At 55.8% G+C, this 16,201-nt stretch carries 20 protein-coding genes, 1 tRNA gene and 1 pseudogene; all 22 read left to right on the forward strand.

Annotated elements, in window-relative coordinates:
- Positions 1-239: 239 nt before the first annotated feature.
- The 22 genes and pseudogenes from DXB00_RS04790 (at position 240) to DXB00_RS04895 (ending at position 16,200) form a co-directional block, all read left to right on the forward strand.
- Positions 240-315, forward strand: a tRNA-Lys gene (locus tag DXB00_RS04790).
- Positions 316-512: 197 nt separating this feature from the next.
- Complete coding sequence (locus DXB00_RS04795) at positions 513-758, forward strand: hypothetical protein (protein WP_119214575.1); 246 nt, start codon at positions 513-515, stop codon at positions 756-758.
- Positions 759-914: 156 nt separating this feature from the next.
- A complete protein-coding gene (locus tag DXB00_RS04800; RefSeq protein WP_118359680.1) occupies positions 915-1,385 on the forward strand; it encodes a VOC family protein in 471 nt (156 codons plus the stop codon).
- A gap of 2 nt (positions 1,386-1,387) precedes the next feature.
- Entirely contained in the window at positions 1,388-2,110 is a 723-nt protein-coding gene (locus tag DXB00_RS04805) for an alpha/beta fold hydrolase (RefSeq protein ID WP_158581254.1), read from the forward strand.
- Between the two features lie 5 nt (positions 2,111-2,115).
- A complete protein-coding gene (locus DXB00_RS04810; RefSeq protein ID WP_119214577.1) occupies positions 2,116-3,282 on the forward strand; it encodes an aminotransferase class I/II-fold pyridoxal phosphate-dependent enzyme in 1,167 nt (388 codons plus the stop codon).
- A 9-nt stretch (positions 3,283-3,291) separates the two neighbouring features.
- Positions 3,292-3,675: a VOC family protein gene (locus DXB00_RS04815; RefSeq protein ID WP_110436655.1), complete on the forward strand. Its 384-nt coding sequence runs from the start codon at positions 3,292-3,294 to the stop codon at positions 3,673-3,675.
- Between the two features lie 12 nt (positions 3,676-3,687).
- Positions 3,688-4,443, forward strand: coding sequence for an exodeoxyribonuclease III (locus tag DXB00_RS04820; protein WP_119214578.1), 756 nt, complete (start codon positions 3,688-3,690; stop codon positions 4,441-4,443).
- Between the two features lie 213 nt (positions 4,444-4,656).
- Positions 4,657-4,800 carry a CPCC family cysteine-rich protein gene (locus DXB00_RS18120; RefSeq protein WP_119214579.1) on the forward strand — a complete coding sequence of 48 codons (144 nt, stop codon included), beginning with the start codon at positions 4,657-4,659 and terminating at the stop codon, positions 4,798-4,800.
- Positions 4,801-5,302: 502 nt separating this feature from the next.
- Positions 5,303-6,457 carry a D-alanyl-D-alanine carboxypeptidase family protein gene (locus DXB00_RS04830; RefSeq protein ID WP_158581255.1) on the forward strand — a complete coding sequence of 385 codons (1,155 nt, stop codon included), beginning with the start codon at positions 5,303-5,305 and terminating at the stop codon, positions 6,455-6,457.
- A 147-nt stretch (positions 6,458-6,604) separates the two neighbouring features.
- A complete protein-coding gene (locus DXB00_RS04835; RefSeq protein ID WP_117490610.1) occupies positions 6,605-7,015 on the forward strand; it encodes a hypothetical protein in 411 nt (136 codons plus the stop codon).
- Positions 7,016-7,357: 342 nt separating this feature from the next.
- A complete protein-coding gene (locus DXB00_RS04840; protein WP_158557226.1) occupies positions 7,358-7,615 on the forward strand; it encodes an AtpZ/AtpI family protein in 258 nt (85 codons plus the stop codon).
- 4 nt (positions 7,616-7,619) lie between these two features.
- Entirely contained in the window at positions 7,620-7,994 is a 375-nt protein-coding gene (locus tag DXB00_RS04845) for an ATP synthase subunit I (RefSeq protein WP_110436662.1), read from the forward strand.
- Positions 7,995-7,998: 4 nt separating this feature from the next.
- A complete protein-coding gene (locus DXB00_RS04850) occupies positions 7,999-8,721 on the forward strand; it encodes a F0F1 ATP synthase subunit A (protein ID WP_242988059.1) in 723 nt (240 codons plus the stop codon).
- Positions 8,722-8,775: 54 nt separating this feature from the next.
- Positions 8,776-9,033: an ATP synthase F0 subunit C gene (gene atpE / locus DXB00_RS04855; RefSeq protein WP_117490611.1), complete on the forward strand. Its 258-nt coding sequence runs from the start codon at positions 8,776-8,778 to the stop codon at positions 9,031-9,033.
- 126 nt (positions 9,034-9,159) lie between these two features.
- The gene (gene atpF, locus DXB00_RS04860) at positions 9,160-9,663 is read left to right on the forward strand and encodes a F0F1 ATP synthase subunit B (protein WP_118645701.1); all 504 of its coding nucleotides are present in this window, start codon (positions 9,160-9,162) and stop codon (positions 9,661-9,663) included.
- Positions 9,664-9,669: 6 nt separating this feature from the next.
- Positions 9,670-10,218 carry an ATP synthase F1 subunit delta gene (gene atpH / locus DXB00_RS04865; protein ID WP_118729773.1) on the forward strand — a complete coding sequence of 183 codons (549 nt, stop codon included), beginning with the start codon at positions 9,670-9,672 and terminating at the stop codon, positions 10,216-10,218.
- 5 nt (positions 10,219-10,223) lie between these two features.
- A pseudogene (gene atpA / locus DXB00_RS04870) lies at positions 10,224-11,728 on the forward strand (F0F1 ATP synthase subunit alpha).
- Positions 11,729-11,749: 21 nt separating this feature from the next.
- Entirely contained in the window at positions 11,750-12,613 is an 864-nt protein-coding gene (atpG, locus tag DXB00_RS04875) for an ATP synthase F1 subunit gamma (RefSeq protein WP_118729774.1), read from the forward strand.
- Positions 12,614-12,724: 111 nt separating this feature from the next.
- Positions 12,725-14,122, forward strand: coding sequence for a F0F1 ATP synthase subunit beta (gene atpD, locus DXB00_RS04880; RefSeq protein ID WP_118729775.1), 1,398 nt, complete (start codon positions 12,725-12,727; stop codon positions 14,120-14,122).
- Between the two features lies 1 nt (position 14,123).
- Positions 14,124-14,525 (forward strand): ATP synthase F1 subunit epsilon, encoded by a 402-nt coding sequence (atpC, locus tag DXB00_RS04885; RefSeq protein ID WP_110436669.1) that lies wholly within the window; start codon positions 14,124-14,126, stop codon positions 14,523-14,525.
- 160 nt (positions 14,526-14,685) lie between these two features.
- On the forward strand, positions 14,686-15,396 hold the full coding sequence (locus tag DXB00_RS04890; RefSeq protein ID WP_118729776.1) for a YoaK family protein: 711 nt from the start codon (positions 14,686-14,688) through the stop codon (positions 15,394-15,396).
- 3 nt (positions 15,397-15,399) lie between these two features.
- On the forward strand, positions 15,400-16,200 hold the full coding sequence (locus tag DXB00_RS04895) for a Cof-type HAD-IIB family hydrolase (RefSeq protein WP_118729777.1): 801 nt from the start codon (positions 15,400-15,402) through the stop codon (positions 16,198-16,200).
- Position 16,201: the final 1 nt, after the last annotated feature.

A 16,201-nucleotide genomic window follows, 5' to 3' on the forward strand; every position in this document is an offset into this window, starting at 1 on the left:
ACAAGGTTGATAGGTCAGGAGTGGAAGTGCAGTAATGTATGGAGCGGACTGATACTAATAGGCCGAGGGCTTGACCTTAAATGTTAGGTAACCTCGAAAGATAGCTTGCGAGTAGGATTGTTCAGTTTTGAAGGTGTAAAGACCTTCTAAAAAGTTTTCTGAGAGAGAAAACAGCGAAGAAGATAGCGCGTGAGCGCAGGTAAAGCTTCTTTTGCATACTTTCTCTCGAAGAAAAGTATGCACCATTAGCTCAGTTGGTAGAGCAACTGACTCTTAATCAGTGGGTCCACGGTTCGAGCCCGTGATGGTGTACCACGAAACCCGAGTTTTCTAACGAGAACTCGGGTTTTTGTTATGTCTTAATTTAATTTTACGCTTTTGTATCTCTTTTCCTTGTGTTTGTTAAAACTGTAATCCGGCTGCCGCATGACGATTGACAAGCCGCATTCTCTGGGGTATGATAAGCACAAGGCAGGATAATTATTTACGGAATTGCACAGGGAGGGAATGCAATGCTGTTCAAAACAGAGCTTACCGAAGTCTCCACCATGGAGGAGATGGACAAAATCGTCAAGGCACTCAGCGTGAAAGGCATAGATGCGGCCACGAAAACAATCGATCTGATGAGCGGCGGACTGTTCGAAAACCGACGTTCGTCCGGCACGTTCGGCATGAATGCCGAGGCGAGAGTCGTTTACAAAATCTACGTTAAACGTGCGGAGCTGGAGCCTGCAAAGAGCGTTCTGGCGACAATCTGATTGCAAGAAGGGAATGAAGTAAAATTCATTCCCTTTTTCTATGCCTACTTTACCGATTCATCAAAATGTGATAAAATAGAAGCCAAACAGAAAATTTAGTTTCTATTCCGAGCGGATTTTCCGCTTTTGGTTTGGGTTGATGGAGGCTGCACTATGATAAAGTTCCGAATGCCGCTGCTGGCGGTGCGTGATGTGGAGATTTCAAAGAAATTTTACCATGATCTGTTCGATCAGGAGGTTGTGCTGGATTTAGGCGGAAACGTGACGTTTTCCGGCGGCTTTTCCGTTCAGCAGGATTTTGACAGGCTGACCGGCGTGCCCAAATCCACGATCCTGCACCAGTCGCACAACATGGAGCTTTACTTTGAGGTGGACGACTTTGACGCGTTCACGGAAAAGCTGCGCGGACACCTGGACGTGGAACTGGTGCATCCGCCGATGACGCATGCGTGGCAACAGCGTGTGGTGCGCCTGTACGACCCGGACTGGCACATGATCGAGGTCGGTGAGTCCATGGAGCACATCGCACTTCGCTTGCTGGACGAGGGCCGTTCCGTGGAGGAAACCGCCGCTCTCATCCATCACCCGACTGATTTTGTGGAGCAATGCAGAAAGGGTTTGAAATAGATATGTTCGGTTATGAACCGGAATTCGTCGTGTGCGGCGATGCCCGGATTGCTTATTACGATGTCGGCCGAGGAAAGCCGCTCGTGCTGCTGCACGGCAACGGCGAGGACAGCTCGTACTGGAACGCCCAGATACCCGAGCTGACCCGCTTTTACCGCGTTATTGCGGTGGACAGCCGCGGGCACGGCGCCTCCGGGAGCGGCGGGCACGGCCTGTCGTTTGAAATGATGGCGGAGGATCTCAAAACCGTGCTGGACACGCTCGGCGTGAAGAAAGCGCACTTCCTCGGCTTTTCGGACGGCGGCAATCTGGCGATCAAATTCGCACTGACGTACCCGGAATATATAGATAAACTCATCCTCAACGCGGCTAATGTGGAGATGTTCAGCGGCGTTAAACCGCAGGTGCAGCTGCCCATTATGGCAGGATACGGTGTTGCTGCGGCGCTGAGCCGTTTCAGTAAAAAGGCGGCGCGTCGAAGGGATGTGCTCGGACTGATGGTGCACCCGTACGGGGTGACGATGAACGATTTGGAGCGGCTGACCATGCCGACCCTCATCATCGTCGGTGAGCACGATTCAATACGCGAAAAGCAGACAAAGGAGATGGCCTCGCACATTCCCCACTGTGCAGTGGAGGTTTTCCGCGACGGCGACCACTTTGTTGCAGCAAAGCAGCCGTCCCGCTTCAACCGGACGGTTATAGAATTTTTACTTGGGAGATAATCAGCATGAAATTCATCAAAGCGGGAGAAATCGCAGACAGCAATATTTTTAACAAGCTCGACGAGCGCAAGAAGTCGCTCCTCGAAGGCGGCATGGACGTCATCAATCTGTCTATCGGCACGCCGGATTTTCAGCCGGGCCGGCATGTGATGGAGGCTGTCAGCCGCGCTGCGCTCGACCCGGATATGTACAAGTATTCGCTGAACGAAACGCGCGAGCTGCTCGACGCCGTAGAAAACTGGTACAAGCGCCGCTATGACGTCACGCTTGCCGACGACGAGATCATGGCTGTGTGCGGCTCGCAGGAGGGCATTGCACACGTTGGCTTTGCCTTCGCCGGCCCGAACGACCTGATCCTTGCACCGGACCCGGGCTACCCGATCTTCTCGTTCGGCCCGATGATGACCGGCGCAACGGTCGGTCTGTACCCGCTGTACGCCGAGAAAAACTGGCAGCTGGACTTTAACGACATTCCGGAGGACGTGGCAGAGCGTGCAAAGGCGATCGTTGTTTCCTATCCGAACAACCCGACCACCGCCGTTGCCGACCGCAGGTTCTACGAAAAGCTGGTCCTCTGGGCGCGTGAGCACAACATCATCGTTCTGCACGATAACGCGTATTCCGACATTATGCTGAACGGGGAAAAGGGTCTGTCCTTCCTGTCCATTCCGGGCGCGAAGGAGGTCGGCATTGAGTTCAACTCGCTGTCCAAGACCTACAACCTGACCGGCATGCGCGTGTCCTTCGCACTCGGCAACCGCGAGGTTATCAGCCGTTTCCGCGCGTTCCGCTCGCAGATCGACTATGGCATGTTCTACCCGATCATGGCGGGGGCGGCTGCCGCGCTCAACGGTCCGCAGGATGTGGTAGAGAGCAACCGCACCGGCTACATGGCACGCCGCGACGCGCTGTGCGGCGGTCTGCGCTCGATCGGCTGGAACGTGCCGGATGCACAGGGCACCATGTTCGTCTGGGCGAAGATTCCGAAGCGCTTTGCGTCCTCGGTGGACTTCGCCATTGAGCTGATGGAAAAGACCGGCGTTATCGTGGTTCCGGGCAGCGCCTTCGGTGCGCAGGGCGAGGGCTACGTCCGCATGGCGCTTGTCGTTCCGCCCGAGCGCATGGCAGAGGCGGTTCGCCGCATTGACAAGAGTGGTATTGTAAAGGAGTGAGTTTCTGTTATGCAGATCGACCATATTGCACTGTACACGCGTGATTTAGAGCGCCTGTGTGAATTTTACACCAAATATTTTGACGGTACGGCGGGCAAGCTGTATCAGAATGAGGAGACCGGCACGCAGGCGTGCTTTGTGTCCTTCGCTGACGGCGCACGGCTTGAAATCGTGACCCGTCCGCAGTTTGAGGACGCCGAGCATTCGCGTCTGTGGACCGGCTGGGCGCATACGTCGTTCAAGGCGGGCACCCGAGAGAACGTGGACGCACTGACCGAGCAGATGCGCTCGGAGGGTTATGAGATCACGGATGGCCCTGTCGTCGGCAAGGATGGCTGCTACGGCAGTTTTGTGCTCGACCCGGACGGCAATACCGTCCGCATCGTAGCGTAAAGGAGAACGCAAATGAAGCTGATTTCATGGAATGTAAACGGTCTGCGTGCGTGCATGGGCAAGGGTTTCCTTGATTTCGTCGCCGCCGAGCAGCCGGATATGCTGTGCCTGCAGGAGACCAAAATGCAGCCGGGACAGGCTGATGTGCCGCTCGAGGGCGGCTACCGCGAATACTGGAACTCGGCAGAGAAGAAGGGATACTCCGGTGTGGCGCTGTTTACCAAGACCGAGCCGCAGAGCGTTGCTTACGGTCTCGGCATTGAGGAGCACGACCACGAGGGTCGTGTCATCACCGCTGACTACGGCGAATTCTACCTCGTTACCGTGTATACGCCCAACTCGCAGAATGAGCTGAAGCGTCTGGATTACCGTATGACGTGGGAGGATGCCTTCCGCGAGTATCTGGTAAAGCTGGATGCGGAGAAGCCGGTCATCGTGTGCGGCGATATGAATGTCGCGCATCAGGAAATTGACCTCAAGAACCCCAAGACCAACCGCAAGAACGCAGGCTTCACCGACGAGGAGCGCGGCAAGATGACCGAATTGCTCGCCGCAGGCTTTACGGATACGTTCCGCCATTTTAACCCCACGCTCGAGGGCGTGTATTCGTGGTGGAGCTACCGTTTCCACGCCAGAGAGAAGAACGCAGGCTGGCGTATCGACTATTTCCTCGTGTCCAATCGCTTTGCCCAGCGGGTCAAGGACGCGCGTATCCTGACCGACGTGTTCGGTTCGGATCATTGTCCGGTGCTGATCGAAATTGAATAAGGACGAGTATGCCTTTCTGCCGGAGGCGTTTTTCGACGGCGTGCAGGAGCAGGAGGACGAGGAGGTGCTCGACCCGTACTTCCGGCCGGATGCCATATCCGAGGACGAGGAACCCGAGCCGGATATGAGCTGGCTGCCGGAAACACCGACCGAGCCGTGTCCGTGCTGCGGCGCAGAGATTCCCGAGAATCCTCGTGGGGGTATATCTGCCCCATGTGTGGCTGGGAGATTGATTACGATGTCGAAGGCGAGCCGGATAAGCCGAGCGACCAGAATCATGGGCTGTCGCTCACCGAGGCCCGGTGGAATTTTCATTCGTTCGGTACGGTCGCACCGTGGAAGGTAATGGAGAATTGAAAATGGAGAATGGAGAATGAACTCGATGGGGGCGCGTTCTCCATTTTTTTCATTCAGAAATAAATTCACTTTCCGTCAGATCAGTCAGAAATGCAGAGTGCTCTGCTCTGTTACTCTTTTCTTCTCTGCTCTGGTCTGCTCTACTCTACTGTACTGTACTGTTCTCTGCTCTTCTGTACTCTTCTCTGCTCTGTGTACTTTCTCGCCAAGAAATGCCCATTTCTCGCCAAGAAATAGCGATTTCTCGCCAAGAAATCCGGAACACTGGAAGATCAATACAATTCTTTGCAATATGCAGGCGATTCACACGGCGTGGCACCCCAGGGTGGCCTCTCTTGCCCTTCGGGCAATTCACCTTCTGAGGGCACCACACCCTGCGGAAAAACTTTACCGTTATATGCGCAGCGCGACTGAAGGCTGCGCAAGGATAGCGCAATTCTCCATTCTCAATTTTCAATTACTGCATAATTGCGTTCCGCCGCACATAAGCTATGCTGAAAGGGTGAGTGGATGTGCGGAAATTGATCTGTGCCGCTTTGCTCAGCGTCTGTTTACGGTGCAGGCGGCGGCGCTGCCCGAAATGGGCGCGCTCTACGCGAAATCTGCGGCGCTGTATGCGGCAAACGGGCAGGAGCTTTACGTCTATAACGCCGACGAGCAGCTGCAGCCTGCGTCGGTGACAAAGATTATGACCATGCTGCTGGCGATGGAGGCGCTCGAGCGCGGCGAGGTGACACTGGACACGATGATAACCGGCAGTGAGTACGCCTGCTCGATGGGCGGCACGCAGATCTGGCTGGAGCCGGGCGAGCAGCTGACGCTGGATGAAATGCTCAAGGCGATTGCAGTCGGTTCAGCGAACGACTGTGCGGTTGCGGTGGCGGAGCATCTGGCGGGCACAGAGGCCGCCTTTGTCGAGCGGATGAACACACGCGCACGCGAACTCGGCTGCACGAACACAACGTTCATCAACGCCAACGGACTGGACGGCGAAGGTCAAAAGACGCTGACCTCGGCACGCGATCTTGCGCTTATTTCCTGCGAGCTGCTGCGCCACCCGAAGATACTCGACTACACCGGCATCTGGATGGACACCGTGCGCGGCGGCAAATTCGGTCTGGCGAACACGAACAAGATGCTCAAAAGCTATCAGGGTCTGACCGGACTCAAAACCGGCTACATCCGCGAGGCCGGCTTCTGCATTTCTGCAAGTGCCGAGCGGGATGGACTGAGCCTTGTAGCGGTTGTGATGGCGGCGCCCACCAAGGAGAACCGCACAGCGGACGCGACCGCGCTGCTCAACTACGGCTTTGCCAACTTCACGGCGTACACGCCTGCGGCGGAGGACTTGGAACCCATTCCGGTGACGCTCGGCACCGCGGAGACCGTGCAGCCGGTGCTCGAGGGCAGCGACTCGTTCGTGATTGAAAAGACGAGAGCAGGGGATATGCAGACCGCGTTCGACCTGCCGGAGACGCTCGCCGCGCCGATACAGGCCGGTCAGCGGTTGGGCGAAATGACGGTATCCGCCGGCGGAGAGACGGTTTTGACCGTTCCCATCATCGCTGAAGCCGGTGTGGACGCGCTCGGACTGTCCGGGCTGCTTATTTCCTTTGTGCGCGGCCTTGCAGGAAATGTTGTAAAAGATGCAAAATAACGTCAAAATTCGGTGTTTTCCGAACGAAATTGGAAAGGGTGAGAAATTTACCATACAAAATGACGGAAAGTTTGCAATTCGGACTTGTGATTTTGGCTAAACTATGGTACACTAATAGCAACCTCAAAGGTTGGGAGGATAAAAACTATGGTAAAACTTATTATTGGCGGTACCGGTTCCGGTAAGACCAAGGAGCTTATTGATCAGGTCAACGCTGCAGTAAAAGAAGAAAAGGGCAGTGTCGTTTGTATTTCCCGCGGCAACAAGCTGACTTTCGATATCTCGCATGACGCGCGTCTGATCGACGCAGCGGATTATCCGGTTAGCGACATCGCAAGCCTGCTCGGCTTTGTCGGCGGTCTGCATGCCGGCAACTACGATATCACCCGTGTCTTCATCGACGGTCTGTACAAGATCATCGGCGGCAAGGACGCAGCCAAGGCTGAGGAGTTCCTCACCGCTCTGGACGCATTCTCTTCCAAGCACAGCGTAAACTTCACCGTTTCGCTCAGCGAGGAGCCGGAGTCTGCTACCGAAGACATGAAGCGTTTCCTGTAATCCTTAAACGGAAATACATATCGCAAGCACAAAAAAGCAACGATGAAAATCGTTGCTTTTTTCTTTTGCCCGCAGTCGTGCTGGTAAGAAAAAACAATGGGGAATGCTGCGTCTTTTTCCCTTTGTGATAAAAAAGACAATCTGGCATTTTGTATATACTTAATAAGAATAATTTATGCAGAATGTATGATACGACACAAAGTCACAAAAAATATTTAGCTTTTCTGAGCAAAAGTATTTTACTTTTTGGGCAAGTTGTTTATAATAAGTAATATAGCGTGCCGAGAGAGCACGCTGCATTTTGTACAATGTTGCTATGGCGTTCATGAAGGGGGAATGCGATTGCAAAGAGGGAAAGAAGGCTTTAGTGTGCTGCGCTACCTGATCTATTTTTCTCAGGTAGGCTTCACAGTGATCACACCGCCGGTGCTTTGCTGCTTCGGAGCGATATGGCTCCGCAACCGGTTCGGTTGGGGCAACGGTGTGGTGATTATCGGAATCCTGCTCGGTATCGCGGTTGCAGCCTGCAGCCTGCGTGACTTTCTGCGATTTACCGAGCGCAAAGCCAGAGAAAGCGCAGAGAAAGAAAAGGAGCTGTGACGGAATGCACATCGTTTATGAGGAAACGAAGCGCATGCTGCGCGGCATGCTCCCGCTGGCGCTGGTGACCTTCGGTGTGTTCGCTCTTTGCGGACAGGGTATCGCTCGGTCCGGCGCAAGCGTTCTGCTCGGTACGGCGTTCGCGCTGCTGCTGTTCTACATGATCGGCAGGAGCACGGTAAGGGCAACCGCCTTTCCGCCGGCACAGGGCATTCGCATTACGCGGCGCGGCTATGTAGTTCGCTACATGCTCACGGCGGTGTTCGTTATCGCGGCGATCAAGCTGCCGTATCTGAACGCAGCTGCAGCGGTCATCCCGCTGTTTTTCACCAAGGCGCTGCTCCTCTGGCGCCACGCAGTTCAGCGGAAAGGAGGTTAAACGGTTGAACGTCGAAATAAACGGTCCTAAAATACTGGGTTATTTGTTCGGCAATACCAATCTGCCGATCACGGAGACCATGAGAAACTCATGGATCATCATGGCGTTTATCCTGTTCCTGTGTATCTTTTTAACACACCGCATGCAGAAGATCCCCAAAGGCAAGCAGGCACTGGCCGAAAAGGCGGTGCTGATGATCGACGGTCTGGTCGAAAGCACGATGGGAGAAGGCTGTCAGGCTTTCTCGCCGTACATTATGACGCTGATGATGAGCTCGCTGTTCGGTTCACTGGCCAGCCTGTTCTGGATGCGCTCTACCACGGCAGACCTGAACACCACGCTCGGCTGGGCGCTCATCACGTTCGTGCTGATCACATTCAATAAGATCAAGTACGGCGGCATCAAGGGCTACCTCAAAGGTTTCCTCGAGCCGATCTTCGTTATGGCGCCGCTTAACGTGCTCAGCGAGATCGCAACGCCGGTCTCCATGTCGTTCCGTCACTTCGGCAACATGGCAGGCGGCCTTGTCATCACTACGCTGATCATGGGCGCACTCAAGGTGCTGTCTAATGCGGTATTGGGTTTCCTGCCCGATAATATCGCGCTGCTGCAGATCGGTCTGCCCGGTGTGCTGTCGCTGTATTTTGACTGCTTCACGGCCTGCATGCAGGCGTTCATCTTCAGTATGCTCACCATGGCTTATGTAGGCGACGCACGCAACAGCTGACGTGAAGAAAAAACAAATTCCAATTTCGTTATCTGAATTAGGAGGAAGAAAAGTATGGATCCCAAAGCATTCGTAGCAGGTATGTCCGCTCTTGGTGCAGGTATGGCAATGATCGCCGGCCTTGGCCCTGGTATCGGCGAGGGTTATGCCGCCGGTCAGGCGTGCTCCGCAATCGGCCGTCAGCCGGAGGCACAGGGCGATATCACCCGTACCATGATCCTTGGTATCGCAATGGCAGAGTCCACCGGTATTTACGCGCTGGTTATCGCGCTGATCCTGCTGTTTGCCAATCCGTTTGTTAGTCAGTTTTAAGGGAAGCGTCAATATCCCAACTGGGTTTGCCAGTTGAAATATTGCCTCTTTATAGACCGTGCGTATTGAGCGGTCTATGATTGAAAAGACGAAACGGATTCTTCCGTTTGGGAAGGAGGTAAACCAGTGACAGAAGCATTATATGAAGCGTTCGTCAGCATCGGCTGGTGGGAGATCCTCGTGACGATGTGCAACACGCTCATTACGTTCCTGATCATCAAGAAGTTTCTGTACAAGCCGGTGCGCAAGATGCTCGCTGCCCGCAGCGAGGAGGTACAGTCCATGTACGCCACCGCCGAGAAGGCGCAGAGCGAGGCTGAGCAGATGCGCAGCGAATATACCGAGCGTCTGTCCAAGGCGAAGGAGGAGGCTGCCGAGATCGTCGGCTCCGCTACCCGCCGTGCCGCAGAGCGCAGCGATGAGATCCTGCGCGAGTCCTCGCAGCAGGCATCCGCTATGGTCAAGAAGGCCGAGCGCGTCATCGAGCAGGAGCGCATCAAGGCGCACAAGGAACTCAAGGATGAGGTTGCGGATCTGTCCGTGATGATCGCCTCCAAGATCGTGGAGCGCGATGTAAAGCCGGAGGATCACGAACGCTTTATCGAAGACTTTATTGACAAGGTGGGGTGAGCAAACATGGCGGATATGGTAAGCGAGCGCTACGCACTGAGCCTTTACGAGGTCGCGCAGGACGAGAAGCAGGAAAAGCTGTATCTCGATCAGCTGATCGAGGTGTGTGCGGCGTTTGACAGCGAACCGGATTTCCTCAAAATGCTCACAACGCCCTCTATCGCGGCGGAGGACAAACGGAATGTCCTGAAAGCTGTGTTCGAGGGACGTATCGAGCCTTTTCTGCTCAATTTCCTGATGCTTGTAACGGATAAGAACCGCATCGGTCTCATCCACGAGATGTGTCAGGCGTATAAGGAGCAGTATTATTTTGAAAACGGCATCGTAGAGGTGCTGGCGGTCACGGCAGTGCCGATGAGTGCGGCGCTGACCGACAAGCTGCGCGGCAAGATGGAACAGGTTACGGGTAAAAAGGTAGAGCTGAAATGCTCGGTCGATCCGAGTATTATGGGCGGCATCGTTGTGAAAGTCAACAACGAGCAGTTCGATACCAGCCTGCGCACCCGTCTGGAAGAGCTTGCAGCACGGTTGACCGGTACACAGGAAAGCAGGTGATTTTTATGGAATTGCGCTCCGAAGAGATCAGCAGCATTATCAAGGAGCAGATCACGCATTATCAGAGCCAGATCAAGCTGACCGACGTGGGCACGGTTGTTACCGTCGGTGACGGTATCGCGCATATCCATGGCCTTGAAAACTGCATGGCAGGCGAGCTGCTCGAATTTCCGGGCGGCGTGCAGGGCATGGCGCAGAACCTCGAGGAAGAGCTGGTCGGCGCGGTTATCCTCGGCTCGGATCAGAACATCCGCGAGGGTGACACGGTAAAGCGCACCAAGCGAATCGTAGAGGTCCCGGTCGGCGAAGCCATGCTGGGCCGCGTTGTTGACGCACTCGGCAAGCCGATTGACGGCAAGGGCGCTATCGAAACCAAGGAGAGCCGTCCGATCGAAATGCCCGCACCGGGCATCATCGAGCGTGCACCCGTTAATGTGCCGCTCCAGACCGGTATCAAGGCGATCGACTCCATGATCCCGATCGGCCGTGGTCAGCGTGAGCTGATCATCGGTGACCGTCAGACCGGCAAGACCGCGATCTGTCTGGACACCATCATCAATCAGAAGGGCACCGGCGTTATTTGTATCTATGTAGCAATCGGTCAGAAGCGTTCGACCGTTGCACAGGTTGCAGAGACGCTCGCTGCCAACGGCGCGATGGATTATACCTGCATCGTCGCCGCAACCGCATCCGAGTCTGCACCGCTGCAGTACATTGCGCCGTACGCGGGCTGCTCGATCGGTGAATTCTTCATGCACAAGGGCAAGGACGTTCTGGTCATTTACGACGATCTGTCCAAGCACGCGGTAGCTTACCGTGCACTTTCCCTTCTGCTTCACCGTCCGCCAGGACGTGAGGCTTATCCGGGTGACGTATTCTATCTGCACTCCCGTCTGCTCGAGCGTGCAGCGAACATCCAGAACGGCGGCAGCCTGACCGCACTCCCGATCATCGAGACGCAGGCAGGCGACGTTTCGGCGTATATCCCGACCAACGTAATCTCCATTACCGATGGTCAGATCTTCCTCGAGACCGAGCTGTTCAACTCCGGTATCCGTCCGGCGGTAAACCCGGGTATTTCGGTATCCCGCGTCGGCGGCAACGCGCAGATCAAGGCGATGAAGAAGGTTGCCGGTACGCTCAAGCTGGCGTACTCGCAGTTCCGTGAGCTGCAGGCGTTCTCGCAGTTCGGCTCCGACTTGGACGCGGACACCAAGAAGCGTCTGGAACAGGCGCGCGCATCGTAGAGGTGCTCAAGCAGCCGCAGAACAGCCCGATTCCGGTCGAGAAGCAGGTTATCATCATCTATGCCGTTGTTTCGGGCGCACTGCTTGATATTCCGGCAAATCAGATCAGCGAGTTCGAGAAGGAGCTGTTCTCCTTCGTGGACAGCGTTTATAGCGACATTCCGGAGTCCATCCGCACCACCGGCAAGCTGGAGGACGATGTGAAGGAAAAGCTGACAAAGGCAATCGAGGAATGCAAGAGTAAGTTCCTTTCCGAGCACTAACGCGAAAGGGAGGGACTGAAAATGGCTTCCGGAAATATGAAGGACATCAAGCGCCGTATCAAATCGGTGCAGTCCACCATGCAGATCACCAAGGCGATGGAGCTGGTCGCGTCCTCCAAGATGCGCCACGCGAAGGAGCGTGCGCTCGGCGCAAGACCGTACTTCAACGCCCTGTACCAGACGATTACGCATCTGGCAGGTGCAACGCGCGGCAGCGAATCGGTTTATACCAGACCGCGTGAGGTCAAGAACAGCCTGTACATCGTCATCGCGGGCGACCGCGGACTGGCAGGCGGCTACAACGCCAACCTGTTCAAGCTCGCCGCTGCCGAGATGCAGGGCAAGCAGGCACAGGTCATCACCATCGGCAAAAAGGCGCAGGAGCATTACGCAAAGCGTCCGGTAACGGTGGCGGCGGACTATCCCGGCATTGCCGAGACCATGCGCATCAGTGATACGCATCCCATCGTGGAGGACATGCTGAAGCTGTTCCGCGAGGGCAAGGTGGATGAGGTTTTCCTGTGCTACACGGAGTTTATCTCCCCTCTGCAGCAGGAGCCGAAGTGCCTCAAGCTGCTGCCCGCGCACTTTGATGCGGCAGACAAGCAGCCGGCAGGCGCTCATGTTCTGACCGAATACGATCCCTCGCCGGAGAGCGTGTTTGATGCAGTCATTCCGGAGTACCTGTACGGCGTGCTGTACGGCGCGGTAGTGGAAAGCTACTGCTCCGAGCAGTCGGCGCGCCGCATGGCAATGGAGGCTGCGTCGGATAACGCGGGCGAGATGATCGAAAATCTGAATCTGTCCTACAACCGTGCGCGTCAGGCAGCGATCACACAGGAAATTACAGAGATCGTGGCCGGCTCGGGCGAGGTAGGAGCTTAAAATAAGTTAGGAGGTAGGAGTGCTGCGGTATGCTTTATTCGCAGCAGACTCGATACACCAAAGGGAAACTCCACACTCCTAACTCCTCACTGAATTAAGGGAGTTTTGCCAATGAGTGAGCAGAATATTGGCACCGTTGTCCAGATCACCGGACCGGTGCTTGACATTAAATTTGCCGCTGACGCGCTTCCGAAGCTGCTGAATGCTATTACGATCGACAACCACGGTCAGATCATCACGGTCGAGGTTGCGCAGCACATCGGTCAGGATACCGTGCGCTGCATCGCAATGGAATCCACCGACGGCTTGGTGCGCGGCATGAAGGCAGTCGATACCGGCAGCCCGATCACGGTGCCGGTAGGCGACAAGAACCTCGGACGTATCTTCAACCTGCTCGGTCAGCCGGTGGACAACAAGCCGGCGGTCGAGGGCGAGGAGCGCTGGCCGATCCATCGTCCGGCACCGTCCTACGAGGAGCAGCAGTCCACGACCGAGATCCTCGAAACCGGCATCAAGGTCGTTGACCTGATCGCGCCGTTCGCCAAGGGCGGCAAGATCGGTCTGTTCGGCGGCGCAGGCGTCGGCAAGACCGTTATCATCATGGAGCTGATCAACAACATCGCAAAGCAGCACGGCGGTATTTCGGTATTCACCGGTGTCGGCGAGCGTACCCGTGAGGGCAACGACCTGTACAACGAGATGCAGGAATCCGGCGTTATCAACAAGACTGCGCTGGTTTACGGCCAGATGAACGAGCCGCCCGGAGCGCGTATGCGCGTTGCACTTTCCGGTCTGACTATGGCGGAGTATTTCCGCGATGTCGAGGGTCAGGATGTGCTGTTGTTCATCGACAACATCTTCCGCTTCACGCAGGCCGGTTCGGAGGTTTCCGCGTTGCTCGGCCGTATGCCGTCTGCCGTAGGCTATCAGCCGACGCTGGCAACCGAGATGGGCGCGCTGCAGGAGCGAATCACCTCGACGAAGAAGGGCTCGATCACGTCCGTACAGGCTGTTTATGTGCCTGCCGATGACCTGACCGACCCGGCTCCGGCTACCACGTTCTCGCATCTGGATGCAAAGGTCGTTCTGTCGCGTGATATCGCATCCATGGGTATTTACCCGGCGGTTGATCCGCTGGATTCGTCCTCGCGTATCCTGTCGGCGGACGTTGTCGGCAAGGAGCATTACGAGGTTGCCCGTGCGGTGCAGTCCATTCTGCAGAAGTACAAGGATCTGCAGGATATCATCGCCATCCTCGGTATGGATGAGCTGTCCGACGAGGACAAGCTGACCGTAGCGCGTGCCCGTAAGATCCAGAACTTCCTCTCGCAGCCGTTCCACGTTGCAGAGCAGTTTACCGGTATGGCGGGCAAGTATGTGTCGGTCGCTGAGACCATCCGCGGCTTCAAGGAGATTCTTGAGGGCAAGCATGACGATCTGCCTGAGTCGGCGTTCCTGTTTGCCGGCACGATCGACGAGGTAGTGGAGAAGGCTAAGAAGGGGGCATAATATGGCTACCTTTCATCTCAAGGTGCTCACGGTCGATAAGCAGTTTTTCGACGGTGAAGTGGACCGTATCGTGGTTCGCACCTCACAGGGCGATGTCGGCATCCTGCCGAACCATGTGCCGTATGTTGCGGCGCTCGGCGTCGGCGGTCTGACCATTATCCGGAACGGCGAACGCCGTGTAGCGGCGGTTTCGGGTGGTTTTGTGGATGTTTCGGCAGAGCAGACGGTCGTGCTGGCGCGTACCTGCGAGTGGGCCGACGAAATCGACGTTGCCCGTGCCCGTGAGGCCGCAGACCGTGCGAAAGCGATTCTGCAGAAAAAGGCCGGCGACCGTGAAATGGATATCGCACAAGGCAAGCTGAAAAAGGCGGTAAACCGTATTCGCATCGCGGAGAGCAAATGATACAATTTCCGGCAGAGGAATTGTATCAGTATCACTGAATAATTCGGCATATTGACCGAATATAAATCCCTCGATTTGATTGAATCGGGGGATTTTTTGTGCTATAATAGCCGCTGGAAGACAAAAAAGTTCTCTGCTGAAGTGAAATGGGGGAATTTCCATGAAACGAGCGCACGGGCAGATGTCGGAATCGCTGCTGTTGGGCGCACTGCTGGCTATGGCCGGCGGTTTTTTTGACGCATATACCTATCTCTGCCGCGGCAAGGTGTTTGCTAACGCGCAGACCGGCAATATTGTCCTATTCGGCGCGAATATTGCCGAGGGCAACTGGCTGCGGGCAGCCGAATATTTCCTGCCGATTCTGGCGTTCGCACTGGGCGTTGTGGCGGCGGAGATTGTCAAGCGGCGGTACAAAAAACGCCAGAGCGACATCAACATTCACTGGAGACAGATTGTCGTGCTGGTCGAGATCGCGCTGCTGACCGCAGCGGCTTTTATGCCGCAGACGCTGAATACCACGGTCAACATTATGATCTCGTTCATCTGCGCGATGCAGGTCGAGTCGTTCCGCAAGGTGCGCGGCAGCGCATTTGCAACCACGATGTGTACAGGCAACCTGCGTTCGGGCACAGAGCAGCTTGTGATCTGGGCACAGACCGGCGACCGGAATGCGATCCGCAAAACGCGCAACTATTACGCAATCATCCTGTTTTTTATCCTCGGCGGTGCGATTGGCGCACTGACGACCGCGAGAATTGGCGAAAAAGCGCTGCTGCTGACCTGTATCCCGCTGAGTCTGGTCTTTGCAGTCATGTTTGTCGAGGAAGAACATACGCTCGAGGCGGAGGAGACCGCCGGAAAGGAACGGTAAACCATGTCGATCAAACTGATCGCCGCAGATATGGACGGCACGCTGCTGTCCAGCCGCAAGCAGCTGCCCAAGGGCTTTTTTCCGCTGGTGCGCACACTGAAAAAGATTGGTGTACGCTTCGCACCTGCATCCGGACGGCAGTATTACAACCTGTACGAGCAGTTCGGTGAGATAGCGGACGAGCTGATGTACATCAGCGAAAACGGCGGCATGGTGTGCGACGGACGCAAAATCGTGTCGTTCGAGGCCATGCCGCAGCAGCTGGTGTGCGCGGCTGTGGAGCTGGCGCGCGGTCTGCCGAATGTGCACGCAATCGCGTCCATGCGGGACGGCGCAGCCTACGAGGACGACGATCCGGTGTTCGTGGAGAACATGGCGATGTACTACGCACGTCGCAAAAAGGTGCCTGATCTGCTTGAAGCCGTGCAGCAGGAGCCGGTGTGCAAGGTGGCGCTTTTCTGCAAAAATGCGGCGGAAACCAACGTGCTGCCGTACTATCGGCAGATGTTCGACGATAAGCTGCAGGTAGCGCTCTCCGGCGCGGACTGGGTGGATTTGATGCGTCTGGGGCTGAGCAAGGGCGTGGCCGTGGGCGTTATGTGCGATAATCTGCACATCACATCCGCGCAGTGCATGGCGTTCGGCGATTATCTGAACGATGTGGAGCTTCTGCGCTCGGTGGGCGAGTCCTACGCGATGGCGAATGCACATGAGCGGCTCAAGAAGGTCGCAAAGCATGTTTGTCCGTCCAATGATGAGGACGGCGTGTGCCGCACGATCCGCAGCGTGCTGGCGGTGGAATAAA

It is taken from the genome of Butyricicoccus sp. OF10-2, assembly GCF_003481925.1.
Classification (GTDB): Bacteria; Bacillota; Clostridia; order Oscillospirales; family Butyricicoccaceae; genus Agathobaculum; species Agathobaculum butyriciproducens.